24 protein-coding genes are annotated in these 23,665 nt (G+C 40.5%); 6 read left to right on the plus strand and 18 right to left on the minus strand.

Features of this window, described 5'->3' with window-relative positions; genetic code table 11:
- The first annotated feature begins 19 nt into the window (after nucleotides 1-19).
- Both M2444_RS05815 and M2444_RS05820 read left to right on the plus strand, forming a co-directional pair.
- Entirely contained in the window at nucleotides 20-436 is a 417-nt protein-coding gene (locus M2444_RS05815; protein WP_280786505.1) for an SRPBCC family protein, read from the plus strand.
- A gap of 53 nt (nucleotides 437-489) precedes the next feature.
- On the plus strand, nucleotides 490-849 hold the full coding sequence (locus tag M2444_RS05820; RefSeq protein ID WP_280786506.1) for a VOC family protein: 360 nt from the start codon (nucleotides 490-492) through the stop codon (nucleotides 847-849).
- A 165-nt stretch (nucleotides 850-1,014) separates the two neighbouring features.
- On the opposite strand, the gene M2444_RS05825 is transcribed toward M2444_RS05820, so the two are convergent.
- From M2444_RS05825 to M2444_RS05870, 10 genes are all read right to left on the minus strand, one after another.
- On the minus strand, nucleotides 1,015-1,491 hold the full coding sequence (locus tag M2444_RS05825; RefSeq protein WP_280786507.1) for a GNAT family N-acetyltransferase: 477 nt from the start codon (nucleotides 1,489-1,491) through the stop codon (nucleotides 1,015-1,017).
- A gap of 139 nt (nucleotides 1,492-1,630) precedes the next feature.
- Nucleotides 1,631-2,410: an SDR family oxidoreductase gene (locus tag M2444_RS05830; protein WP_094874755.1), complete on the minus strand. Its 780-nt coding sequence runs from the start codon at nucleotides 2,408-2,410 to the stop codon at nucleotides 1,631-1,633.
- An 18-nt stretch (nucleotides 2,411-2,428) separates the two neighbouring features.
- Nucleotides 2,429-3,013: an adenylyl-sulfate kinase gene (gene cysC / locus M2444_RS05835; RefSeq protein WP_348536909.1), complete on the minus strand. Its 585-nt coding sequence runs from the start codon at nucleotides 3,011-3,013 to the stop codon at nucleotides 2,429-2,431.
- Nucleotides 3,010-3,606 (minus strand): hypothetical protein, encoded by a 597-nt coding sequence (locus M2444_RS05840; RefSeq protein WP_280786508.1) that lies wholly within the window; start codon nucleotides 3,604-3,606, stop codon nucleotides 3,010-3,012. The genes cysC and M2444_RS05840 overlap by 4 nt, the downstream gene beginning before the upstream one ends.
- Before the next feature lie 65 nt (nucleotides 3,607-3,671).
- Nucleotides 3,672-4,403, minus strand: a complete 732-nt coding sequence (locus M2444_RS05845; RefSeq protein WP_094874758.1) for a class I SAM-dependent DNA methyltransferase — start codon at nucleotides 4,401-4,403, stop codon at nucleotides 3,672-3,674.
- Between the two features lie 142 nt (nucleotides 4,404-4,545).
- Complete coding sequence (locus tag M2444_RS05850) at nucleotides 4,546-6,558, minus strand: serine hydrolase domain-containing protein (RefSeq protein WP_280786509.1); 2,013 nt, start codon at nucleotides 6,556-6,558, stop codon at nucleotides 4,546-4,548.
- A 192-nt stretch (nucleotides 6,559-6,750) separates the two neighbouring features.
- Nucleotides 6,751-7,236 carry a hypothetical protein gene (locus M2444_RS05855; protein WP_094878867.1) on the minus strand — a complete coding sequence of 162 codons (486 nt, stop codon included), beginning with the start codon at nucleotides 7,234-7,236 and terminating at the stop codon, nucleotides 6,751-6,753.
- Between the two features lie 154 nt (nucleotides 7,237-7,390).
- Nucleotides 7,391-7,852: a hypothetical protein gene (locus tag M2444_RS05860; protein WP_143812240.1), complete on the minus strand. Its 462-nt coding sequence runs from the start codon at nucleotides 7,850-7,852 to the stop codon at nucleotides 7,391-7,393.
- A gap of 68 nt (nucleotides 7,853-7,920) precedes the next feature.
- Entirely contained in the window at nucleotides 7,921-9,219 is a 1,299-nt protein-coding gene (locus M2444_RS05865; protein WP_280786510.1) for a DUF4179 domain-containing protein, read from the minus strand.
- On the minus strand, nucleotides 9,212-9,760 hold the full coding sequence (locus M2444_RS05870; protein ID WP_094873409.1) for a sigma-70 family RNA polymerase sigma factor: 549 nt from the start codon (nucleotides 9,758-9,760) through the stop codon (nucleotides 9,212-9,214). Before M2444_RS05870 ends, M2444_RS05865 begins: the two co-directional genes overlap by 8 nt.
- 203 nt (nucleotides 9,761-9,963) lie before the next feature.
- Here M2444_RS05870 and M2444_RS05875 point away from each other — a divergent pair, with 203 nt between their 5' ends.
- Nucleotides 9,964-11,832, plus strand: a complete 1,869-nt coding sequence (locus tag M2444_RS05875) for an LTA synthase family protein (RefSeq protein WP_094873411.1) — start codon at nucleotides 9,964-9,966, stop codon at nucleotides 11,830-11,832.
- Nucleotides 11,833-11,900: 68 nt separating this feature from the next.
- Here M2444_RS05875 and rbsB read toward each other — a convergent pair whose 3' ends face one another.
- The 8 genes from rbsB to M2444_RS05915 form a co-directional block, all read right to left on the minus strand.
- Nucleotides 11,901-12,818, minus strand: a complete 918-nt coding sequence (gene rbsB / locus M2444_RS05880) for a ribose ABC transporter substrate-binding protein RbsB (RefSeq protein ID WP_280786511.1) — start codon at nucleotides 12,816-12,818, stop codon at nucleotides 11,901-11,903.
- A 12-nt stretch (nucleotides 12,819-12,830) separates the two neighbouring features.
- Nucleotides 12,831-13,799 (minus strand): ABC transporter permease subunit, encoded by a 969-nt coding sequence (locus tag M2444_RS05885; protein ID WP_042189841.1) that lies wholly within the window; start codon nucleotides 13,797-13,799, stop codon nucleotides 12,831-12,833.
- 2 nt (nucleotides 13,800-13,801) lie between these two features.
- Nucleotides 13,802-15,283, minus strand: coding sequence for a sugar ABC transporter ATP-binding protein (locus M2444_RS05890; protein WP_076286606.1), 1,482 nt, complete (start codon nucleotides 15,281-15,283; stop codon nucleotides 13,802-13,804).
- An 18-nt stretch (nucleotides 15,284-15,301) separates the two neighbouring features.
- Nucleotides 15,302-15,700 carry a D-ribose pyranase gene (rbsD, locus tag M2444_RS05895; RefSeq protein ID WP_094873415.1) on the minus strand — a complete coding sequence of 133 codons (399 nt, stop codon included), beginning with the start codon at nucleotides 15,698-15,700 and terminating at the stop codon, nucleotides 15,302-15,304.
- A 2-nt stretch (nucleotides 15,701-15,702) separates the two neighbouring features.
- On the minus strand, nucleotides 15,703-16,581 hold the full coding sequence (rbsK, locus tag M2444_RS05900) for a ribokinase (RefSeq protein WP_280786512.1): 879 nt from the start codon (nucleotides 16,579-16,581) through the stop codon (nucleotides 15,703-15,705).
- A 27-nt stretch (nucleotides 16,582-16,608) separates the two neighbouring features.
- Complete coding sequence (locus M2444_RS05905) at nucleotides 16,609-17,589, minus strand: LacI family DNA-binding transcriptional regulator (RefSeq protein WP_042189849.1); 981 nt, start codon at nucleotides 17,587-17,589, stop codon at nucleotides 16,609-16,611.
- A 140-nt stretch (nucleotides 17,590-17,729) separates the two neighbouring features.
- On the minus strand, nucleotides 17,730-18,125 hold the full coding sequence (locus M2444_RS05910) for a VOC family protein (RefSeq protein ID WP_094873419.1): 396 nt from the start codon (nucleotides 18,123-18,125) through the stop codon (nucleotides 17,730-17,732).
- A 51-nt stretch (nucleotides 18,126-18,176) separates the two neighbouring features.
- Nucleotides 18,177-18,644, minus strand: a complete 468-nt coding sequence (locus M2444_RS05915) for a DinB family protein (protein ID WP_348536908.1) — start codon at nucleotides 18,642-18,644, stop codon at nucleotides 18,177-18,179.
- 182 nt (nucleotides 18,645-18,826) lie between these two features.
- On the opposite strand from M2444_RS05915, the gene M2444_RS05920 reads away from it, so the two are divergent.
- From M2444_RS05920 to M2444_RS05930, 3 genes are read left to right on the plus strand one after another with little or no spacing between them, the layout of a single operon-like run.
- A complete protein-coding gene (locus M2444_RS05920; RefSeq protein ID WP_143812385.1) occupies nucleotides 18,827-19,954 on the plus strand; it encodes an ArsR/SmtB family transcription factor in 1,128 nt (375 codons plus the stop codon).
- Between the two features lie 42 nt (nucleotides 19,955-19,996).
- Nucleotides 19,997-21,838, plus strand: coding sequence for an ABC transporter ATP-binding protein (locus M2444_RS05925; RefSeq protein WP_280786513.1), 1,842 nt, complete (start codon nucleotides 19,997-19,999; stop codon nucleotides 21,836-21,838).
- Nucleotides 21,835-23,664 (plus strand): ABC transporter ATP-binding protein, encoded by a 1,830-nt coding sequence (locus tag M2444_RS05930; RefSeq protein WP_280786514.1) that lies wholly within the window; start codon nucleotides 21,835-21,837, stop codon nucleotides 23,662-23,664. Before M2444_RS05925 ends, M2444_RS05930 begins: the two co-directional genes overlap by 4 nt.
- Nucleotide 23,665: the final 1 nt, after the last annotated feature.

The raw sequence follows: 23,665 nt of genomic DNA on the forward strand, positions 1-23,665 counted from the left end.
CTTGAAAAGAGGTGATCAGATGAGTCTTGTATCTCAAATTGTCGTGAATAGTAATCTAGAGTTGGTATGGAAGGCATGGACTGAATCGGATCGTCTATCAGAATGGTTTGCACCAGAAGCATTAGTCGACTTGAAGAAAGGTGGAAAATACGAACTTTATTTCGATCCGAATCATAAGCAATCGATGAGTACCATTGACTGTAAAATACTTCATATAGACGCACCATATTCACTCATCTTTGAATGGAAAGGCCCTGATCCGTTTGCTGAGGTCATGAATGATCCCGCAAATCTAACACAGGTTGAGGTAAAGTTGAAAGCTGTTTCCATTGGTACACTCGTTACGTTATGTCATTCGGGATGGACAGAATCCGAACCAGAAGCTGGCATGAGCATGCTTGGGAGCAGATGCTTTCAAGTCTTAAGAGTAAGTTAGAGGCTGGTCAAGGAATGTTGTGCTGTCAATAAATAATCTGGAGGTATGAGTGTATGCCAAACATCACCGTCATTTCTATTAACGTAGCAGATATGACAATAGCTATTGATTTCTATTGTAATAAATTAGGATTCGAAATCTCCACCCAGTATGATGATTCCCTGGTAAGCTTGAAGCATGAACCTATTCCGATTGTACTCTGTCAAGTGGAGCTTTCTACTCAAGTTCAGTATCCAAGAGAATCACAAGTTGTAATTGGACTGCAAGTCGAGGACCTAGTCACTTCCATTAAGCAATATAAGCAGTTGGGTATCGAAGTGCTATACGATGAAACTCGCGAGTGTCCTCCAGGCATCTATAGCGCCATTGCAGATCCGTTTGGTAATGTAATTGAACTGTTGGAATATAGATAATTAGTAAAACCGTTACTTGCATTTTCGAGTAGCGGTTTGTCTCATTGCTATCAGACATCGATCAATACATGGGAGCCAGTTCCATCTCCGATACTAGAATTGTGATTTGATACTGCATCAAAAAAAGGACCCTATACCACGTGCCGTTCAAACGTATAAGGCAAATCAAAGTCCCAATACGGTTGTTAACTCGTCTTCAATAATTTCGCTGCTGTCACGGAAACCGAAGCTTTCATAGAGCCTTTTAGCGGGTAAGTTATCAGCCTTATAAGAAATCCAGCAATATTGTGCGGGGCCTGCGGGTAAAGTACGGATAAATTCTAAAATTCTTGTCATGGCATCTCGGCCGTAGCCCTGATTCTGGTATCGTTTATCAATCATTAGTCGCAGAATACAATAGCTATCATTTACGAAGGACGGCACTTCATATCCAGTAATACCATAAGTCATCATCACAAAACCAACCGGCTCTTCATCCGCGTAAATCGCAAACGGAAAGGGATGACCACCATTGGTTACAAGGACATAACACGAAGCCATACTTGATAAATTGGACGCTACGAAGCGACGTTGATCGTCTGAAACCTCCAAATTGAAAATAGCACGTCGATTTTCTAGTGTGATCTTTCTGAGCGTAATCATGCTGGGCTTCTCCCTTCATATCTAAATTATTGAGTTTGGATATTATATCATCATTTTCCATGTTTTATGGCGATAGTCTGCCCACTAGCTAAAAAAGGCTACCGTTCAATCGGTAGCCAGGATGAAGTACTTATGTCTTTTATTTTCCTAGAAATCCACCTTCAGACTTTATTACTTGCCCCGTAATCCACTGCGAATCATCACTCGCTAAGAAACTAATGCCTCTAGCTGCATCTTCTGGCAAACCGATTCTTCCCATTGGAAACATAGGTAAAAAATGAGTTTTCATCTCATCCGTTATCCACCCGGAATCCGTAGGACCCGGATCAAAACCATTGACTGTGATATGAAGCGGAGCTAAACCAACAGAAAGAGGTTCAATTAATCCAATTAATGCACCCTTTGTCAATATATAAGCCAGGTTATCAGGGTCAGGCCCTTTAGAAACCATAAAAATAATTCTACCTGGAGTCCCCTTTGTATAATTCTTTTCGAACCTTCTGGCAAATTCAGTACTGAGTAAAACCGTGCCACGATTGTTCACTACATAGTGTTGATCTAACGAAGTGATGCTCAGGTTCTGATAATTCGTGGGCACGCAATAAGCTGCATTGTTAATTAAAATGGAAGCATTTCCTAAAGTTTGTTCTACCTGATCCATAATCTTTATTGAGATTTCAGGATTGGAAAAATCTGCTTCCATGTGACTCGCCCTGACTCCCAAGCTTTTCAGTTCTGCACAAAGTTGCTCCGGCCATTCCTTTTCTCCACCATTCCCTTCCGTTTCATCAAAAGGATGCCAATGCGTAAAGAAAATATCTGCCCCCTGGCTTGCAAGTGAACGGCATATGGCTGTTCCGATTCCTGTGGATCTGCTTGCTCCAGTAACGATTGCTATTTTATTTTTCAATGAGTTCAACTCTAGTACCTCCATTCATTAATTAGGAGGATAGGCACCCGCTCTAATTTTCATAGCTGATTGGCATTGAAGGATTTTCGACACACATTCATCTATGGAAAACTTGTCTGTCTCTACGATTACATCCGGGCTAACAGGCTCTTCATATGGAGAATCAATACCCGTAAAATGCTTGATTTGTCCGGCTCTTGCTTGTTTATATAGACCTTTCGGATCTCTCTTCTCACAAACATCCAAAGGGCATTGAACATAAACTTCCATATACGATTCTCCTATCAGAGAACGGACTTTGTCACGTGTGGAGCGATACGGAGAGATCGAGGCAACGATCACATTCAGGTTCGCATCAAGCAGAATCTTACCAATCTCACCAATTCTTCTACCAACTTCCAATCGATCCTTTTCGCTAAATTGCAGATCCTGATTAATACCTCTCCTCAATGTATCACCGTCCAGAATGTAGCAATTCTCAATGTGATTTTTCAGTTCCTCTGCAAGCGTCGTTTTACCTGAACCTGATAGTCCAGTTAGCCATATCATTTGATTCATAGAGACGTACCTCTTCCTGCTAGATTCTATTGCTAAAATACTTTGTATAGTTATTCTAGCTTAAACACAATTTCATTACCTGTCCCATCCTTCTTTAAGGGTGAACTAAATTCCCTGAACTCTAATTTAATACCGGAGATATCATCAGGAAGCGGCGGTGATACTACGTAGTTATAAGCTGCATGGCCTGATGAACTTCCGCCGTTCGTCATTCGACTATCGTACGTTTCTCCTATATACAGCTCAAAATGGTGAAGTTTATTGGCATATAATTCTGAGGTAATATCCCAATCCATACTAAGCATGATAACACTTGCATTACTGTATTGTCGTATAGAGGTCAGTGTATAGAAGAACTCATCTGCCTCAATAGATTGTAGAACAGCAATATGTTTTCTAAAACCCGTTGGCTCGACCATCGGCTTAAAATGTTCTTCACTAAATAATGTCCCAAATACCGATTTTAAAAAATCCTCGTAGAGTTCAAACTTCGCCGCCCAATCTGAAATATACTCAAAAGGTGGGAATCCTGGATTATTATCCGAGCCTTCCTTACGTTGTTTTATCAATTCACAAATCTGCTCATCGATATCAGTAATTCTTTGATCGTAATGCTCGGTTGGGCGTATAAACTGCATCCGTTTCATCTTAGTCCTCCTTATTGCATTTCTTTTCATTCATATGCTCATTAGACTAGCGTTACTTCAACAAACTATTTTATACATTTAAACACGAGAAAAAGTGGGATTCTCATCCTTCTCTTATACTCTCCTACACTATTAAAAAACTGAGGATTTGGTTTACATTCTCTAATATCCTCTATTTTAAATCCAACATGTTTCAGTGACTGAAAATACTCTTCAAAAGTTCTGTGGTACTTAACTACACTTTCTCCAATCCAAGGCTCCATTCTCTTACCCATTTCAAAATAGTTATCGACGATCCAGTCCGACTTTCTTTCTGAAGTTATTGCACTTTTCATGGATGATGTTAGAACCGGATGCTGTACACTAAAAATAAACTGACCATTAGGGATAAGCGCACTACGGATACTATCAAAGATTGGTTCTAGGTCTTGTAAATAATGAATAGCTAATCGAGAGATTACCAAATCATATTTCTCTTTTGGGTAATTCCAACTCTCCATAGTAGCATGGTGAATCTCACTTTTAGATGTATTTAACAGTTCTTTTGCCGCTTTGACCATATTACTTGAACCTTCCACACCTTCGTAAAAGATACATCCCTGCTCAAGCAACTCATATCCGAACTTAGCATCCCCGCATCCTAAATCGAGCACCTTTTTCCCAAGTACATCGCCCATAAAATCATATATAACCGGCTTTTCAATAATGTTATTTGGGCTATCCGCTCTGTTCCTTCTTAATAAATAGTTATAGAAAAAATCCGCATTGTCATACACTGATGACCCTTTGTAATCCAAAAAAATACCCCCTTGCTGTTTAGAGTATACTTTTGGGTAATTTTAGCATTTAAAATAACCTTATACTACCGATAATTTCATTTAGCTCTTAAACCTATCATAAAAAAACACCCCAAAGAGTCCCTCTGAGGCGTCCAATTCCTTAGTGTTTGATTGGCAACGTATAGTATCCAAAAGCAAGATCAAGTATTGCACTCGCTTCTTGGCGAAGCAAAGGCTTTTTAGAACGAAAATCGACAGTCCCGTCATCATTCACTTTTGTATCTGGATCGACGATGCCTTGAGAGACTAAGGCTGTGATCGCATCAGCGGCCCAAACATCTGTATCCCCCTTAAGCGTGATTTCCGATGCTTTCTTAGCTTGTTTTAAATTTTGAATCATAACGGCTGCTACTTGTCTTGTGATGACAGCATTACGATCAAAACCAGGGATTCCTTTTTTCGTTAATTCTTTATTCCCCTCAATTAAATGAGGAAAGCCGTACCATCCATGGGCAAGAATTAGAGCATCCATAAACTCACCTTGTGTCATGGTTTCCTGTGGTTCGAAATTGTTGCCAGATTTAGCACTTATCACATCAAGCGAATACAGGTTGTCGATGTAAGATTTATAAGCGCTCTCCTCAGATACATCAGCGAATGCTGGCTTCGTGTGCACCTTACGAGCATCTGAAACAAAGTCTGGGCTATTAGGATTCGTATAATAAAAATATTCGATCTGATCGTTATGATCTTTTTTAAAGGCCAATTTATTACCTGATTCATCTTCGAACAATAGCGGATTAATCATTCTTAACGTATGTGTACCGCTAGCTCCAGTTTCCATAATCAGATTGCCATCTGCGTAGGTGAAGTTCGATTTCAAGAAATAGAATCTTGTGTTCAAATAAGTTCCAGTATATTTAGCAGCTTCTGATGCAGGCAATGGGAGATACGTTGGCGCCTCTGGCGCTTTCTTTTCAGGGAAATAGTGATCCATCAAGGCTTCATAAATATCTAAGCTCATCATTGTGTCATTGTTATAAGACATATAGAAAGCGGTATTCTCCTCGGGCAATAATACGATCAGGGATTGATGACCAGGCATATTCCCCCCTTTGAGAACCACATGATGGCCGTTCATCAGATCATTACGATACCCTTCAAATCCTCCAATCGTCGTCATCGGAAGCAATTCATTCGCAAAAACGGAGTACGTTTGCATCATCTTTGTGGTTTCTTTACTAATGATTTGCTTTCCATTCACGCTACCCTGTTCTTGAAAAAGAGTTAAATATTTAGCCATATCTTCTCCTGTGGAAAGGATGCTGCCCTGTGGCCCATCAGTAGGAGCATGCCCAAAGGTTGGATGAGGTTTACCATCTGGACCATAATGTGTGGCCATTCTATCTAAAAGCTCTGGGGTAAAACGTGCACTGGTAGAGTCCATCCCTATCGGTTTGAACACCTGGTTCTCCATATACTTATAAAACGGGATACCACTTACGTTCTCAATCGCGTAACCCGCAAGTAAAAAGGCAAAATTATCATAGGTGTAAGCTTCACCTGGTGTCCGAACGACCGTCGGCATATGCTCCGTCATAAACTTTTTCATGGGGATGTCTTGATCTACATATTCTGGTGCAACAAAGTTAGCTTTATCCGGGTAATCAAAGCCCGTTGTGTATGACAACATACTTCTTAAGGTTAACGGAGTTTCCGTTTCATTAGGTACTTTCATTCCTCCAAGATACGTATTGATATCGTGATCAAGATCCATCTTTCCTTGTTCCACTAGCTGCAGAGCTGCTAAAGCGGTAAATGTCTTCGAGACGGATGCGATCTGAAAGACGGTATTCTTATCGACAAGGGTTTTCTTTTCTTTGTCCGCATATCCGTACCCTTTATTCACAAGCACCTTTCCGTCTTTAACCACTACAAAATTGGATCCGTTCACATTGTATTCCTTCATTTTCTGCGCAAATATAGGGTCCGCGAAAGTCTCGATTTCTTTTCCATTAAAAGCTACTTTAGCGCTGTTTGACCTTTCCTCCGTCGTAGTTTGAGCTTCAGTCGTGTTTGTTGCGTTACTGGAGACTGGTGCTGAACATGCTGTAAATACAGCTGCTGATAATAATAGTGCGATGACGCTGAGCCTGCGTGTCTTTTTCTTCATAATCCATTCTCCTCTATAGGGTTATTTGTGAATTCCGAATCTGTTCTGAGTATCACAAACGGAATGTCATTCTAGCTAGAAACGTTCTGTCACCACTTAGCTTTGTTACATGTCATATGACGTGTAGGCTAATCAAAAAAGACACCAACAAGGAGTCAGTGTCTTCCATTTCGTATATTAGTCTAAAGGAGCTTATAGCCATCTTGAAAAATTTTTATGCGTTACTTTGATCTGATTTCGTTCGGCCCAAGCTTTTAACTGTTTCATCACTTCATCTTCATCTTTTTGGGACAAAAAATTAAAACATAATTTATAAGGAACAAATTTATTCACTTTAGGTCTAATCCCAACTACAGGACTAAAATATCCCTTTATATAAATATCATTAATCCGCTCTGCTTCTATTCTTAGATCTTCTATTAATATAGATTCCGGTTGAATCTGAATTTCAACAACCCTTCTGATGGTAAATATCCTGTAGACTAACACGAATGCGACAATCAGACAAATAATAGCCTGACCATAAAGTAAACAAGAAAGCACCAAATCGTCGCTAGCGGTATAGCGATAGTTCAGGTTATAAATTTGAAATATTTGAATCCCCATTAGCAGACTGATATACACCAGCAGCGGTATTAACGACGGACGCCTTACTCTATAAACCCCTATAAGATCCATGTGCCCCTCCTTTTCTCACGTCCATATAGATTACCATATGTTATAAAAAATGGATATTACATCTTGGTGCTAAGATGAAGGAAGATCAAAAAGACGGGGCGCCCCATCAGCCATTTCAAGGCTCTTGGAACACCCCTTGTATTGTCACAGTCCCTTAGAGCCATCTCATAAATCTTTTGTGAGACAGTTTAACTTGATTACGTTCAGCCCATTTGGTTAGTTCTTTCATTCCCCTGTATTCCTGTTCAAGAAAACTAAAACATAATTTATAGGGAGCAAATTTATGATCTACAGGTTTAATCCCTATTACCGGTTTGAAATAGCCCTTTACATAAATATTCTCAATTCGGTTTGCTTCAATTTCTTTATTTTCAACTATTATTGAATCCGGAAGAATCTTGATTTCAATGAACCTTCTAATCGTAATGATCCTATAGAGCAATACGATTACAACTATCAGACAAAAGATTACCCAAAAAAATCCGATATATGAAAGTACTTTACCATCCATATTATTTATGACGCTTGTCAAAAGTATGCCACTTGAAAAAATCATTGATAGCAGAAGTGACATTAAAGAAGGACGACTCACCTCGTATACCCCTATATGATCCATGTGCCCCTCCTTTTCTCACGTCCATATAGATTACCATATGTTATAAAAAATGGATATCGCACTTTTATTCACTTCACAGGAATCTCAATCACTTTATTGTATGCCTTCAAATAGTGCATTCCTTCTATTAGTAGTGACTCAGGCACTGTTTGTGTATCAAATAATAAAGTTCGTTCTTTCATTAGTTTGCCATCCACTTGCTTTGTCTCCTTTTGATTGATCGTTGTTTTTAAATGTGTACTCTCATTGCTCGTTTCTATAGACACACCATCCAGCATTACATCATCATCAGAAGAGATTGTTATTTCGATGCCATGAGAAGTTTTGGAGATATCCTTTAACCATAATTCTTTATCACCCAACATAAATGGCTTATCACTAAGAGAAGTCAGGGAATACTTTTCGTCCAGCTTTTGATATCCAGGAAACTCTTTAACGACTAGCTGTATGGAATGTAGCTCCTTAGGCAATGTGTCGAAGCGAATATCAAATGTTCTTCCACCTAATGAGGTTTGATTACCACTACCCAAGATCTCTACAGGTGTTCCATCGACAATTAATTGTATCCCATGTAATCCAAGCTGCACTCGATCAAAATTATCGACATCCAGCTTCCCTTTTATTACAGTCATCGTTGGCGTAGCTGTGATTGATTTAAAGGTAATCGTACCTTTGTCGACTTTTATCTTTTTATTGATCGATTGTTTAATCTGAGTTTCCATGGCCTCATTGGGGTTATAAGGGAACGTAACTGTCCCTTCGCTCATCTGGCCGTTCTCTTTTAGCTGCTGCCAAAAGTGTAACGTTAGTTTTTTTGAAAATGGATTTACGCTGTCAAATGACATCTGTCCTTTAATCTCCGTATGCCCTCCATTGATCAATGAAGTCCCACTTACTACGTTTGAATCAGTTAAAAAACCACTTATTTTTGAGGGTCTAAAAGCGTCTACAGACATATCCTCTAGTCCATTGGGGTTAGTTAACGTGTAATACATAATGAATTGATTGGCGTCCGCCATAATTCCGTTAATGGTAAGTTCCGTCCCATCTACTAACGTAGTCTTCTTGTTGACGTTTTGTCCCATCCCTTTTACATTTAGCTGTTGTAAAGTTGTGCCATTAAGCAATTCATCAAAGCCAAAAAGCTGTTTTCCATAATAAGCAAAAGCATTGTAGTTTTGTCCAGAGATCACTGTCACCAATAAAACAACCGCCGCAACCTTCCAAATCGGTGCTATTCTTTTCGTTCTTTTTGCGGGAGCCGAATTCAAAGCCTTTCTTAATCTCATTTCTAATTCTTCAGGTGCGGTAATGGACGCTATGCGTGTCTTCTCATCAGCTAATCGCTCTTCGACATTATTATTCATCAACATCACCTCTGAACTGATTTTTGAGCGTTTGTAAACCATGGTAAATTCTTGATTTAACTGTTCCTATCGAAACCTTTGTAATGTCAGCTATTGTTTGATAATCGAGATCATGAAAATATTTTAATTGAATCGCTTCTCTCTGATGCTCATTTACTTGTAACAATAAGGTCTCCAACTCCATTTGTTGTTCACTTCTGCGATAAGGATCCTTGCTACTCACTATTTGGCCTATTTCCCTATTGTCAACCTTACTCCAATCCTCTAACAGCACCAGCTTGCCGCGCTTATGAAGTAGTCGTTTACAGCCATTCACTAAGATCGTCTTGCTCCAGCTATAAAATGCTTCCTCTTTCTTTAGTTGACCGATCTTTTCATAAAGTGTGACGATCATTTCATCCATGGCATCCATGGCATCATGCGGATTCTTCATATAGCTGAAAGCAAGCCTATAATAAACGTCTTTTTCAGACATAATTAAGTGGAGCAAGGCTTCTTTATTTCCCTTCTTAGCTTTTTTCACCCATCGAGCGACATCCATACCTTCACCTCTCTCCCCTATAAGAGTTTGGAATACCTTAAAAAGTTCATTTTTCAAAAGCTTTTTTTATAATATGTATGGTTTCATTCACCCAAATGTAATATTAAGGAAAATAAGCCTCATCTATACCCCAATCTAGTTGATTTTAAACACTTCAATGTAATAGAATGAACTAATCTAAAAGAAAAGGATGGGCACAAGAGATGCCGTTTAAAGAACCACGTACACTCAGTAAAAGATCTCTATTATTTTTCTCTCTCATTATGCTAGTTAAAAGTTATTTTGCTTGGTATTTTCTATTTGAAGATGGGCCTACTTGGACCACATGGCTTAAAGAAATCCCTTTTATACTTTTAGTCTTTTGCTTGATTGAATGGTTCGCAACGAAACGAAAAATGGCCATCTACATGCTGGTCAATGTGTTGATTACTACTCTATTTTTCTCACTCATTGTATATCATAATCATTTTGGCATCATTGCTACTTCACAAGTATTAGATCAGGTCAAACAAGTAGGAGCCGTTAAGAAAAGTATTTTCTCGGTCCTTCGTCCGCAATATATGCTTATTTTCGTGGATATCATTGTCATTGGTTTGATCATGTTTAGAAAACAAAAGGCACTTAACTGGAAAAAAGCCATGTCGCGTAAAAGTAACCGGAAAGCGGTAGCGATCTTGTTCTGTATTTCCATCGTCATTTGCGCAATGAATATTTTTCCTAACCGAGCCAGTATGAACGAAACTGTTAAAGCCGAGCAAATGGGCATTCTCAATTATGAAGCTTATTCTCTGCTAGCCAATGAGGAAGAAGAACAAATTGATGTCTCTGAGATTACACAAGCAGCGATAAATGAAACTAAAGGAATTCAAGCTACCTCTAATCCAGTTTTATTTGGAGCGGCCAAAGGAAAGAACCTCATCATTATTCAAATGGAGTCTTTCCAGAACTTCTTAATCAATCTTAAGATTGATGGAGTAGAGGTCACACCAAATATGAACAAGCTTGCGGCTAGCAGTTACTATTTTCCACGTTTCTACCAACAGGTTGGACAAGGAAACACTTCTGACGCCGAATTTATTGTAAATACTTCTTTCTATGTTCCACCTGATGGCCCAGCCACTCAAATGTATGCGCCTAAAGAGCTTCCAAGCTTACCTAAGCTACTTCAAGCGCAGGGTTATGATACGGCAACCTTCCATACGAATGAAGTCGACTTTTGGAACCGTGGTGAGCTTTATAGTGCATTAGGATTTAATCGTTACTACGATAAGGCTTACTTTAGTGAAGAGGACACTGTATTTTACGGAGCATCCGATGAAGTATTGTATGAGAAAACAGCCGCGGAGCTAGCAAGAATGGATCAGAAGGATCAACCTTTCTACTCTCACGTCATTTCGATGTCAGCGCATAATCCATTCACCATTCCAGAGGATAAATACAAAATGACCCTTCCAGAACGATATGAAGGAACGTTAGTCGGAAACTATATTCGTGCTCAGAACTATGCTGACTATGCACTTGGTCTTTTTATCGATGAGCTCAAACAAAATGGGGTATGGGATAACAGCTTGATTGCATTGTACGGAGATCACCGCGGACTTCCTATTTTCTCTCTAAAAGAGGATGATCAGGTCTTATTGCAGGAAATCCTTGGTCATGAATATACGGAACGCGAATTGATTAATATTCCTTTGATCTTATCAGCGACGGGGATTACAACCCCAAGTGTTAAAGAACAGCTAGGCGGACAAGTGGATATTTTACCGACCGTATCTAATTTATTGGGTGTTTCTCTTGCGGATCATATTCATTTCGGACAAGATTTATTGAATCAATCGACTTTTAACCTACTTCCTCAGCGCTATTATTTGCCAACAGGTTCTTTCGTAAATAATGAAGAGCTCTTCCTATCTGGCAGTGGCTTCGAGGATGGTCAGCATTATACCTTATCTGGCGATGGTGACCACGCGCAACAAACTACCGAGGATGAGTTCAATCGTGCGTTAGAGCTTCTCCATCTATCAGATAGCTATGTAACACAGTTACCAGATAGAGTAATTGAGGAAAAATAAGCTTATATACACCAAAAACACTGCACTCACCAAATCGGCGAATGCAGTGTTTTTCAATAGCCATTTACTTATTCTTTTACGACCAGTTTTAGAGGTGCGGCAATCAGTTTCTCAACCGTCTTGCCATCTAATACGTCTTTCGCTGCTTGAATCGCTAACTGTCCAATTAATGCAGGCTGCTGAGCAACGGTTCCTGTGAGTTTACCCGCCTCAATGGATTTAAGTGCATCTTCATTTCCATCAAAACCGATGACAGGAATATTCTTACCTGAACTCTGAATCGCTTCTATAGCACCAAGAGCCATTTCATCATTATGAGCGAAAACCGCTTGTACATCTGGATTCCCTTGGAGCAGGTTCTCCATAACGGTCAACCCTTTCGTACGGTCAAAATCGGCAGTTTGCTTCGCAATTACCTCAAGCTCCGTGTCGGCAATTTCATGGAACCCTTTCCCGCGTTCACGGGTAGCTGATGCTCCCGGCGATCCTTCTAGTTCTATAACCTTTGCACCTTTTCCAAGCTGCTCTATAATATATTCAGCTGCCATTGATCCACCTTTTACATTATCAGAGGCAACAAGGGCTTTAATATCGCCCTTATCTGCAGAGCGGTCTAAAGTAACCACTGGAATATTTAGACTGTTAGCCGTCTGAACAACCGTCGAGATCGCTGAGGAGTCTACCGGATTGATTAACAGCGCATTTACACCTTTTTGCATTAAATCTTCAACGTCATTACTTTGCTTGGCCGAATCATTCTGCGCATCGATAACGAGAACCTCCATACCAAGCTTTTTAGCTTCTGCCAAAACTCCATCTTTAACAGATACAAAGAACGGATTGTTCAAGGTAGATATGGATAATCCAATCTTCATATTCCCTGGACCCCCGCCGCTGTTAGGCTTAGCCCACTCTGGAGGCTCTAAGGAACAGCCCGTCATAAGAATCAAGAGTAAGGAAGTAAAAATTAATGTGAGCTTTTTCATGTGGAATCCCCCTTATACGGCTTTCTTACGGTCTATGAGTACAGCAATCGCAATAACGATCCCTTTAACTACCATTTGGTAAAATGATGATACGCCGAGCAAGTTCAAGCCATTGTTCAGAATACCGATAATAAGAGCACCAATTAATGTGCCTACGATACGTCCACGGCCACCGGTTAAGCTCGTCCCCCCTAATACTACTGCCGCGATCGCATCCAACTCATAGGATGTACCTGCAGTTGGTTGTGCCGAGTTCAATCTAGAGGTCAAGATGGCGCCAGCCAATGCTGATAACATACCCGTTAAGGAATAGATCATTATTTTGATGCGGTCTACTTTGATCCCTGAAATAATGGAAGCTTTCTCATTCCCCCCAATAGCATACGTTTTACGGCCAAATGGTGTTTTATGCAGTACAATCCACAAGACAGCGAATACGATAATCATCGTGATAGCAGGTACAGGTATTCCTAGTAAATATCCACGACCAAACAATTGGAACGTCATGCTGTCACCGAGACCTGTGATCGGATTACCGTCCGTGTATACAAGCGTTAATCCGCGGAAAATAGTCATGGTCGCGAGTGTAGCAATAAAAGGCGCCATTCTGCCTTTCGTAATCATCAGTCCGTTGACCATCCCCATTAGTCCACCCGCTAAACAACCCACAACAATAGCTAAGATTGGATCCCAGCCTGACAACATCAAGTTGGCAGTGAAGGCACTGGATAAAGCTAGAATAGACCCTACTGATAAATCGATACCACCCGTTAGAATAACAAAGGTCATCCCAAAAGCGATTAGCGCATTAATTGCGACTTGTCTAAGCAAATTCAGGATATTAAGGGGTTCCATAAAGCTTGGGTTCAGCACGGTTACGATAATAATTAGAATGATTAGCCCTAGTAATGGCCCTAATTTCTGCGTGATTTGCCCGATTTGGAAACCTTTTTTCACACTCTCATCTTTGATAGTAGTCATTACTATTGCCCCCCTGTAGCTAACGTCATGATTTTTTCTTGCGTAGCTTCTTGTTGTGAAAGTTCTCCACTGATTTCCCCTTCATGAACAACTACGATGCGGTCACTCATCCCTAGTACTTCAGGAAGTTCTGAGGATACCATAATAATGGCGACGCCACGTTCCGTTAATTCGTTCATAAGTTGATAGATTTCCCTCTTAGCCCCAACATCGACGCCGCGTGTAGGCTCATCAAGGATAAGAACACTGAGGCCAATACCAATCCATTTGGCGATCACTACTTTTTGTTGATTACCCCCAGATAAATTCCGGACCAAAGTCGATGATGATTGTGTCTTAATGTGCAGCCGTTTAATAAGCATGTCCACGAATTCTTGTTCCTTCTTAGCATTGATTACACCTTTAGGGGCGAAGTCATATAAATTCGTAAGTACCATATTATCTCGAATAGAGAAATCCAGGATTAACCCCTCATCTTTTCGGTCTTCTGTTACAAAGCCGATTCCAGCTTGCATAGCGTCATTGGGATTCCGAATGGTAATCTTCTGTCCCTTCACCCAAATCTCACCTTGGTCTAATGATTCTAATCCGAATAAGGTTCTCATCATCTCTGTACGTCCAGATCCCATTAATCCAGAGAATCCTATAATTTCACCAGCTCGTACAGAGAAATTAGCATTTTTAAATTGCCCTTTCTTTGAAGCATTCTTAACTTCAAGAACCACTTCTCCGGGTTTAGAAGTACGCTCAGGGAACCGGTCCGTTAATTCACGACCTACCATTTTCCGAACTACATCGTCAAAATTAGTTTCAGGAATGGGCTTCGTGTCCACGGTTTTCCCGTCCCGCATAACGGTGATTCGATCACATATCGTAAAAATCTCTTCCATCCGATGCGAAATATAGACGATAGAGACGCCTTCTTTCTTTAGCGAAGCAATGACTTCAAATAGTTTCTGTATTTCTCTCTCGGTTAATGCAGCGGTAGGCTCGTCCATAACAATAACTTTCGCATGAGTCATAAGCGCTTTAGCGATCTCAATCATCTGTTTCTCACCTACTGAACATTCCCCTGCCTCTTGGTTCAAAGGAATAGTCACAGAGAGCTTAGCAAACTGTTCATTTGCTAACGCTTTCATCTCTTTCCTATTTAACAGGCCGAATTTGGATGTTCGTTCCTTGCCAATGAACAGATTATCCAGCACCGTCATGTCTGGCCATACATTCAGCTCCTGATGGATAAATGCGATTCCATATTGTTCTGCTTCTTTGGGATTCGTAAAGTATTTCTCCTGATCATCTATACGAATGGTGCCTTGGTCACGTTGGTGCAGACCGATCAGAATATTCATCAGCGTAGACTTACCTGCGCCATTCTCACCCATCAGGGCATGAACTTCACCATCCTTAAGTTCAAAATCCACACCGGTCAATACACGGTTAGCGCCAAAAGACTTATGAATATCTTTCATCGTAATGTGCATACACTTAGAACCCCCTTTTCATCCAAAATAGACCCCAGCTTGTAAAATACAGTTTGCATATGGTTTAGCTTCACCCGTGCGAATAATAACCTTAGCCTGCTGGGTCAGCTGCTTAAATTGCTCATGTGAATACGCCTCTATCGGTATTCCCTTGAATTTATTATTCAAATATTGAGAGGTGACTTTATTGTCAGTCTCTAATTCCTCTGCAACGATCACCTTTTCGATGACCATATCCTCTGAGATCATATCAACGATCTCTTGGAAGCTAGGGACCCCTAGTTTAACCGCCAAATCAATCTTCGGAATACCCGGTGGAACAGGAAGTCCAACATCGGCAATGACAATTGTGTCGGTGTGACCTAAGTCCGCAAGCACTTTAGAAATATGACTATTTAACACTCCGTGTTTCTTCATAATTACAGATTCGCCTCCACCTCTGCTCTTGTTGGCATACCACCTTGAGCACCAAATTTAGTAACGGATAAAGATGCTGCTCGATTGGCAAACTTTACACTATCCAGAATGGAGCTACCTTCAGCTAAAGCAACTGCAAATGCCGCATTAAAAGTATCTCCAGCTCCAGTCGTATCTATAGCGTTAACTTTGTAAGTAGGAACCAGAACTTCTTGTTCTCCATCATAAAATCGTACGCCCTTGCTTCCTTCTGTTATAAACAGCTTGTTAGGATACTTCCGTAAAGCATCTGTAGTACTCATCCCAGGGAATAAAATTGTACATTCATGTTCATTGGGTGTCAGATAGGCGGCATTTTCTATAATCGTGTTATTGATGGGACGAGCAGGTGCTGGATTAAGCAGCATAGGCACTTTGAATTTATCGCAAAGCTCACTTACATAAGACACTGTTTCTTCGGGTATTTCTTGTTGGATTAGCACCATATCAGACCCTTTTATAGTATCAAGCGCACGCTCAACCAACTCAGGAGTGACTAAATCATTAGCTCCTTTTACAACGATAATGCTATTATCACCTTCTGCTAAAATGATGTGAGCAGTCCCGCTCTCGATATGTGTAACCGGTTCCACATTAGCGATAAGAACCCGATTTCTCTTGAAATTCTCCATGATCTCCGTACCATAGAAATCTTCACCCACACAACCAACCATCGTAACTTCTGCGCCCAAACGCGAAGCAGCTACAGCCTGGTTCGCTCCCTTGCCTCCTGGAACCGTAGCGAAGCTCTCTCCAAGAACAGTTTCCCCTGCGTGAGGTCGCTTGGATGAGGTCACTACCAAATCCATTGAACAACTTCCGATTACACAAATCTTAGCCATGTCCATCAACCTTTCTTATGTTGTCATCTATTCTTTTCTTCTTGTTGTTTCCCGCTCCACAAAGCTGACGGGTAATTGAATGATTTTATCTTCTACTTTATCTTGCTCAATTAACTTAATAAGTAAACCAGCTGCTTCACGGCCCATGTCATGTGCAGGCTGACGGATAGTAGATAACGAAGGCGACAACAGGCTGCTGAGTGGGATATCATCGAATCCAATGATTTGGAGATCCTGTGGCACTCTTTTACCTAAGCGATGTGCTTCATGAATTACTGCTGTAGCCACGATATCATTACTGGCAATTACACCATCTGTATCTATATATTTATCAAACAACTCTACAGCCCATTGTTCCGCTTCTGTGTGGGAGAAGGATGACGTCTGGATCACTTGATAAGTGATTCCCATTTCATCAAGTACTTCAATTGCACCTTGAAATCGATCTTGCGCCGGTTTAATATGTGCCGGTCCTTGCATGACTGTAATCTTGGTGCTCCCCCGTGCAATGATTTCTTGAGCAGCAAGGCGTCCGCCTTTTCTGCCATCTGCATATACGGAGGGACTGTCATTAGAAGTACGGTCAAGAAATACAACCGGAATTTTCAAATTAGAATAAATATCTTTCTCAGGAAAATTAGTGGATGAGATCATGCCAATGACATTATTTTGGATAAAGGTTTGAATATAATCCAATTCCTTTTCCTCGTTCTCATCACTATTACCAAAGATTATCCGATAACCATGCTCCTGCATCCGATCTTCTATCCCACGTGCTAATTGCGGGAAGAATGGGTTCGTAATGTCAGGTAATAGAAGTCCAATTAATTTGGATTTTCGTTTATACAATGACCTTGCAACCTCATTAGGGGTATAATTCATTTCTTTGATAGCTGCCTCAACTTTTTTTCGAGTATCGATATTCACATAACCAGATTCATTTAACACCCTTGAAACGGTTGCTACCGACACTCCTGCTATTTTTGCAACATCTTTAATCGTCATCATGATTCAATTCATCCCCCAATGTGTAACCGGTTACATGTATTACATTAATTAGATTATCATAAAACCGTTTTCATTACAAATCTTTTTTCGTTCCAATATATAACAAAAGATATCGATTGAACTCGATATCCTTAGTGAGGCTAATAAACCAGTTCACAATCATGGTGTTCCCAAACATCAAATAAATTACCATCCAGATCTTCAAATACAAAAAACTTACCATACTCACCTTCGTCACTAATGTTTCCGACTTTCACATCTTCACAACTCAAATTGTTATGAAGTGATACGGCATCATTAGTAAAGAAAGTGATCACCCATCTTTTCTTATTTCTTACCTCGAATACAGCTCTAGAATCATGATCACTTTGTGTTAAACATAGGATCGGTCTATTCTCTCTATATAAGCTTAGGTTGCCTTCTCTTCGATCCCTAATATTAAAACCAAAATGTTTCACAAACCAACCTGCAGATTTCTCCAAGTCTTTAACTGGAATCACATTATAAGCAATACCTAAAATTCTTCCAACCTCCATCGGATACCCCCTTGACCTTAGACTTCTGTCTTCTAAAGATCTCTATAGACTCTAATCAGCAAACCGATTTAATAGTTTGATTGTATTAAAATGCATCCCTTCATGGTAAAGTGTGAAATTTATGAATTCTCCGATTGTATTTAAGGTTAATCCACTGCCCGTTGTAAGAGGGGTTACTTGCTCACTTAAGCGATTGTGCATAGCTTCCTGAATACGTTTGGGTTGCTCCGAAAGCATCTCAATTAACACTTTAAGTGTTGGTGGTTTCTCGCTCCACGCTGCAGGTTTAGTACCTTTTGCAAATAACCGTTCAAAGCTTTCCGGCAATTGCATAAGCTCCCTAGCGGAATGAAAAGCAAACTTCTCTTGCACCAAATAAATATGTCCCAAGTTCCATCTAATGTTGTTATTAAAGCCCTGTGGAATAATATCTAGTATTTCCTCGGAAAGTACTTCAACTGCACGAACGGTAACACTCCGTACAAATTCAATTTGTTTGAACACGATTGGGTCCATCATAGCCCTCCTGTTTTTTATCCATAGTTTACCATGCACGTCAACCGAATCCCAGCAGTTAGTACGAATTGTAAAATATCCCTTTACAAAAGAAAAGGAATGGTTTATTTTAACATTAAGTAATTATTAAATATTAGTCGAATTATCCAAACATTTAAATTATGTAACAAAGAACATCGGAGGTTATGATGGAAGATAACATGAAAGATACCTTACTATCGAACATAAAATTTGCGTACAACGAAGCTTTGGAATTCATTGTTTCTATGGGAATGATTGCTTGTGAAGAGCAGTTGCTTAAGGCAGCAGAGGATTACAAACTTGAAATGGATCCACAAGCGTTGTCTTATCATAAAGATGCACGAGCACGATTATCCCCTCACTCCTACCGAGAGCTTCAGTTTTTTTTCCAGTACAACTTTTTTCATAAAGCTCTCGATTTTGCTTTCTATGAATCCATTTGCACCTGTCCGGAACCACAAACAGCTGAAGCATGGATAAAACGATTGGAAAAGAGTCCTGCAGAAAAGGTAGTCGCTGAAATGGTATATGGTGTGTATTACGATAAATTAGATGAGTTGCTAGAAGGAAACGATTGGGAGATTGTTAAGAAGGATACCCGCTTAATGGCTGAGCTTGTGGCAAGAACAAAACCGCAGCTGGATGTGATTGAAGCGCAGGGGCCATTACTAGAGTGTCTTGCTTATCCCGAAGAAGCCAAGCTACGTTATATGCAGCTCTTACACCAGTTCTACAAGGATGTCTTTTCACTTTGGAAAGAGGAGTTAAGAAGGGAGTCTGAACAAGCCTCTCAGCGTTATGAAGGTCTGTTCCTAGCAAATCCTGAAAGATTCATTCGTGATATCAACAAAAATGAACCTGCAGTTTATGATGTTCCCACTACTTTTCATGTCAGCTTTTTCTCACAAGTTGGGAATCATGTTCTCTTCTTTTACGCAGGAAGTTCTCGTATCGCTTGGGTTATATTCGGCATTTTTAATGATTATGTATTCGGACCTGCTGCTGATCGAGAGAAAACTGAACTTTTTTTAAAAGCATTCTCGGATAAACGGCGTTTAGACTTCTTGCTGCTCATAAGGAATCGCCCTCACTATGGACAAGAAATTGCATCAGCACTTGGCATAACGCCCGCGGCAGTAACTTATCATGCCAACTTCCTATTCTTTTTAGACCTTATCGAACTAAAAAGAACCGATCATCGATTATATTACCATCTTCGAATGGATAAATTGAGAGAATTACTTGCCGTCACCACAAAAGTCATGCTCGATGAGGAACCTCCTATCTTTTAATTGAACCACAGCAAATTCAAACCATAGTGGGGAGGGTCTAAAGTGAATGGATCTACAAACATAGAAGCAGACTCGATCAAAAAATCCAATGTAGTTTCTAACACTTTTATGCGTTTACTGAAACTTGGAAAACCCTATTTAGGCTGGTACCTCATATTATGTCTCTTAGCAGCCGTCGTTTCCCTTGCAACAGTTGGGATAGCCGAATCTTTACGACGTATAATCAACGCTGCTACGAATCAGAACATGTCCTTTTTGATGTCTGGTGCTATCTTTGCTCTAGTAATCGTTATTATAGATGCTTTAGCCAGCTTCTTATTGACTTACTTATCAGGTGTGCTTGAATTCAAGTCGACCTCCAAGCTTCAGGTATCTTTGCTAGCTAGATTACTAAATGTACAGATGAAAGATTTGGACCGGTATCATTCTGCTGATCTCATTAGTCGCATCAATGATTCTGCCCCAGCTGCCCAGCAAGGTATCAATCAGAAGACCATCGAACTATTCAGTAATCTGATGCAAATTACATTTCTATTAACTTATCTGCTCTCACTCCAATATGCCTTAACGCTCGGAACTATATTGATTTGCTCGCTTGTTCCACTTGTGATGATTCCCTTCACTTCCCGCCTACGTTCCATGCACGAGCAAAGACAGCAAATTGAAACTGCGCAACAAATGTTTATTCAAGATACGGTACAGGGTGCTGAGGTCGTGCGTGCTTTCTCCCTGGCATCTAAACTGCATAATCAATTCACACAACGTGTTAGGCAATATTTCAACATTCATTTACCTGTCACACGCTTAGAAGCTGTGGGCTATAATATGCCCTTTGCCGTTATTCTTAGTGGATTGTTATATGTTCTCTCCTATGGCGGATATCTAGTTATCCAAGGAAGACTGGATGTGGGGGCAGTAGCAGCATTTCTTATTTGTTTCGAGCAAATTACAAACCCTGTATCAAAGCTGGCTAATCTATGGACTGAATTACAAGCCTCGCTGGCGCAAGGTAAGCGATTGTTTGAAGTCCTTGATTTACCTGAAGAAGATGAAAACCGTGAATGTAATCAGGAACATTTTCAGCAAAAAACGCCGATGAATAACAACCAAACAATTCGTGGTTTATGCCCTATCACCTTTGAGAATGTAGGTTTTCATTATGGTAATCATCAAGTATTAACTAACGTCAATCTAACCATAGAACCAGGTAAAGTAACTGCATTTGCCGGTCCTAGTGGCAGTGGAAAAAGCACCCTCCTTCAATTAATACTCGCAACCTATGAACCTACTGAAGGGGGCATCCAATCTGGTAAGTTGCCGTTAAGCAGCATCCCCCCTCGAGCTTGGCGTAATCATTTGGCTTATGTTTCTCAAGAGCCTTATCTGTTCACTGGAACCTTATATGAAAATATTGCATGGGGAAGACCTGACGCGACCTATGAAGAAATTATTAAAGCAGCAAAAAGTGCGGGGATACATGAATTTATTATGAGAACCCCACTTCAATATCAGACTTCTATTGGGGAACGGGGCCATACCTTATCTGGCGGCGAAAGGCAGCGGCTATCCATTGCCAGAGCTTTTGTCCGAGCGCCTAAACTCCTCCTTCTTGATGAACCCACAGCTGCACTTGATAGCCAAAATGAGGAGATTGTCGGCCAGGCCCTGCAAGAACTCATGCATGATCGTACAACGGTTGTTATCGCGCATAGACTATCTACCATCAGAGATGCGGATCACATTTATTATATGGAGGCGGGTTATATTGTTGAAGCTGGGACTCATCTCGAGTTAATGACTTTACAAGGACAGTATTACAATATGGTTGAGACCTCAATGAAGAAGGCTGATATTTCTACTCTGGTCAGGGAGGTAGAGGTATGAATGAGCTGGAATCCAAGAATCTAAAACTAGGGTATGCTCTACGTAGATTATTCTCTTACGCAAGCCCTTATCGAATTGGATTTATTGTGGCTATACTCCTGCTCTCTGCTAAACTCGTAATGGACATAGGACTTGCAGCCATTCAGCAAGTATTTATTGATACGATCCACAATGCCAATATGGATGCATTAACACGTATAACTGTAATCTGTGCCATTGCTTGTGTCATCATTATCTGCTGTCTTATGGTGCAGCATTACTTCCGCTTCGTTATGCAGAGTCGGATGGCTTGGGATATTCGTGCGAAGCTCTTTGACAAAAGTCACCGAATTCCATTCCGTTACCTTCAGTCCATGCATTCAGGTGATTTGACTTCGCGTAACACTAAGGATGCAGGGATGGCCATGGGGATGATAAACAGCATCGTATACGATCTAGGCTATAATCTACTTCTCTGTTTCATTTCCTTTCTATATTTGGCCAGAATGGATGTTTGGATCGCCCTGTTAGCTCTTGGATCGGGCCCCCTTGTTTTTCTTTCCGGACGTTTCTTTGATCGCAGATTACGAAAATTATCTACTCAAATATATGCAAAGGAGGCAGAATTACGAGGTATCTTACAAGAAACACTTCAAGGAATGAAGGTCGTCAGAGCCTTTTCGCTTGAAGAAACTCTCTTAAATAAATATGCGCTAGAACGTGAGAAGTTAAGAAGAATGCAGCTGCGAAAATCGCTTCTAAATGGTCTCTTATGGCAATCTTCCGCCTTTATCAATAATCTCGTAATGGTGACATGTGCCGCTTTAATTGCGTTATCAGCTCTAAGTGGCGGAACATCAGCAGGTGAAGTACTCGCTTTTATTATTTTGATGGGTAGGGTTCAATGGCCTTTTGTCCATATGTCTCAAACATGGGGAGGTGTGCAGGAGGCTTTAGGTGCAGCTGACCGCGTATTCGCTATACTTGATGCACCTGATGAAGGAGCTACTCATCCTTTGCCAGAATCCAGCTCATCAACATTTGCTTCTGTAGAGGTGGCTGCATTACAAATAGAGGATGTCCACTACAACTACTCGGGGACAACGGATAATGAAGCCTCCCTATTTACAGGGCTAAATATTCATGTACAACATGGAGAAACTATCGCGGTTGTCGGGCCCAGCGGGTCAGGGAAGACGACGCTCGTTCGATTATGTAATGGACTTTATGAGCCTACTGCAGGAAGCATCACAGTTTATGGAAAGTCTGTACATGATCAGCTTGAAGAAGCACGAGCAATGATTACCTATGTTCCCCAAACCCCATATTTGTTCTCAGGAACTATACGAGATAATATCGCCTTCAGTTCTAGTACAGCTAGCGAAGAGGGTATTCGAGAAGCCGCTCGGCTCGCAGGTGCAGAAGAGTTTATTACGAAGATGCAGGATGGTTATGACACTATCCTAGGTGAACATGGATCGACTTTATCTGGTGGACAAAGACAACGCATAGCCATTGCCAGGGCTTTTCTTCGGGATGCTCCACTCCTACTTCTAGATGAAGCAACTTCCGCACTCGATAACGAATCTGAGCGAATGATTCAGCAATCTCTTGATTTATTAATGAAGAATCGAACCACATTAGTTATTGCACACAGACTATCCACCATACGTGAAGCGTCTAGAATTATCGTGTTAAATGAGGGTTCGATTGTTGAGGAAGGAACACATGAGTCTTTATTAGAAATGAATGGGCTATACTCACAATTATATAACATTCAATTTAAATCTTCTGAAGCAGAAGACATTAGTGCACCTGAGTTGCTTCAATTACATTCCAATCTTTGAT

This window comes from Paenibacillus sp. PastF-3 (assembly GCF_029893135.1).
GTDB classification, from domain to species: domain Bacteria; phylum Bacillota; class Bacilli; order Paenibacillales; family Paenibacillaceae; genus Paenibacillus_AQ; species Paenibacillus_AQ nitricinens.

Excerpts from the sequence above, each read along its gene's own strand:
- rbsD (WP_094873415.1), bottom strand. The coding sequence starts at position 15,700 with ATGAAGAAACACGGAGTGTTAAATAGTCATATTTCTAAAGTGCTTGCG.
- rbsK (WP_280786512.1), bottom strand. The coding sequence starts at position 16,581 with ATGGCTAAGATTTGTGTAATCGGAAGTTGTTCAATGGATTTGGTAGTG.
- M2444_RS05860 (WP_143812240.1), bottom strand. The coding sequence starts at position 7,852 with ATGGATCATATAGGGGTATACGAGGTGAGTCGTCCTTCTTTAATGTCA.
- M2444_RS05910 (WP_094873419.1), bottom strand. The coding sequence starts at position 18,125 with ATGGAGGTTGGAAGAATTTTAGGTATTGCTTATAATGTGATTCCAGTT.
- M2444_RS05870 (WP_094873409.1), bottom strand. The coding sequence starts at position 9,760 with ATGGATGTCGCTCGATGGGTGAAAAAAGCTAAGAAGGGAAATAAAGAA.
- M2444_RS05825 (WP_280786507.1), bottom strand. The coding sequence starts at position 1,491 with ATGATTACGCTCAGAAAGATCACACTAGAAAATCGACGTGCTATTTTC.
- M2444_RS05890 (WP_076286606.1), bottom strand. The coding sequence starts at position 15,283 with ATGCACATTACGATGAAAGATATTCATAAGTCTTTTGGCGCTAACCGT.
- M2444_RS05905 (WP_042189849.1), bottom strand. The coding sequence starts at position 17,589 with ATGATGACGATTAAAGATGTTGCAAAAATAGCAGGAGTGTCGGTAGCA.
- M2444_RS05920 (WP_143812385.1), top strand. The coding sequence starts at position 18,827 with ATGATGGAAGATAACATGAAAGATACCTTACTATCGAACATAAAATTT.
- M2444_RS05865 (WP_280786510.1), bottom strand. The coding sequence starts at position 9,219 with ATGAATAATAATGTCGAAGAGCGATTAGCTGATGAGAAGACACGCATA.
- M2444_RS05915 (WP_348536908.1), bottom strand. The coding sequence starts at position 18,644 with ATGATGGACCCAATCGTGTTCAAACAAATTGAATTTGTACGGAGTGTT.
- M2444_RS05815 (WP_280786505.1), top strand. The coding sequence starts at position 20 with ATGAGTCTTGTATCTCAAATTGTCGTGAATAGTAATCTAGAGTTGGTA.
- M2444_RS05875 (WP_094873411.1), top strand. The coding sequence starts at position 9,964 with ATGCCGTTTAAAGAACCACGTACACTCAGTAAAAGATCTCTATTATTT.
- M2444_RS05850 (WP_280786509.1), bottom strand. The coding sequence starts at position 6,558 with ATGAAGAAAAAGACACGCAGGCTCAGCGTCATCGCACTATTATTATCA.
- M2444_RS05840 (WP_280786508.1), bottom strand. The coding sequence starts at position 3,606 with ATGAAACGGATGCAGTTTATACGCCCAACCGAGCATTACGATCAAAGA.
- rbsB (WP_280786511.1), bottom strand. The coding sequence starts at position 12,818 with ATGAAAAAGCTCACATTAATTTTTACTTCCTTACTCTTGATTCTTATG.
- M2444_RS05855 (WP_094878867.1), bottom strand. The coding sequence starts at position 7,236 with ATGGATCTTATAGGGGTTTATAGAGTAAGGCGTCCGTCGTTAATACCG.
- M2444_RS05930 (WP_280786514.1), top strand. The coding sequence starts at position 21,835 with ATGAATGAGCTGGAATCCAAGAATCTAAAACTAGGGTATGCTCTACGT.
- M2444_RS05885 (WP_042189841.1), bottom strand. The coding sequence starts at position 13,799 with ATGACTACTATCAAAGATGAGAGTGTGAAAAAAGGTTTCCAAATCGGG.
- M2444_RS05820 (WP_280786506.1), top strand. The coding sequence starts at position 490 with ATGCCAAACATCACCGTCATTTCTATTAACGTAGCAGATATGACAATA.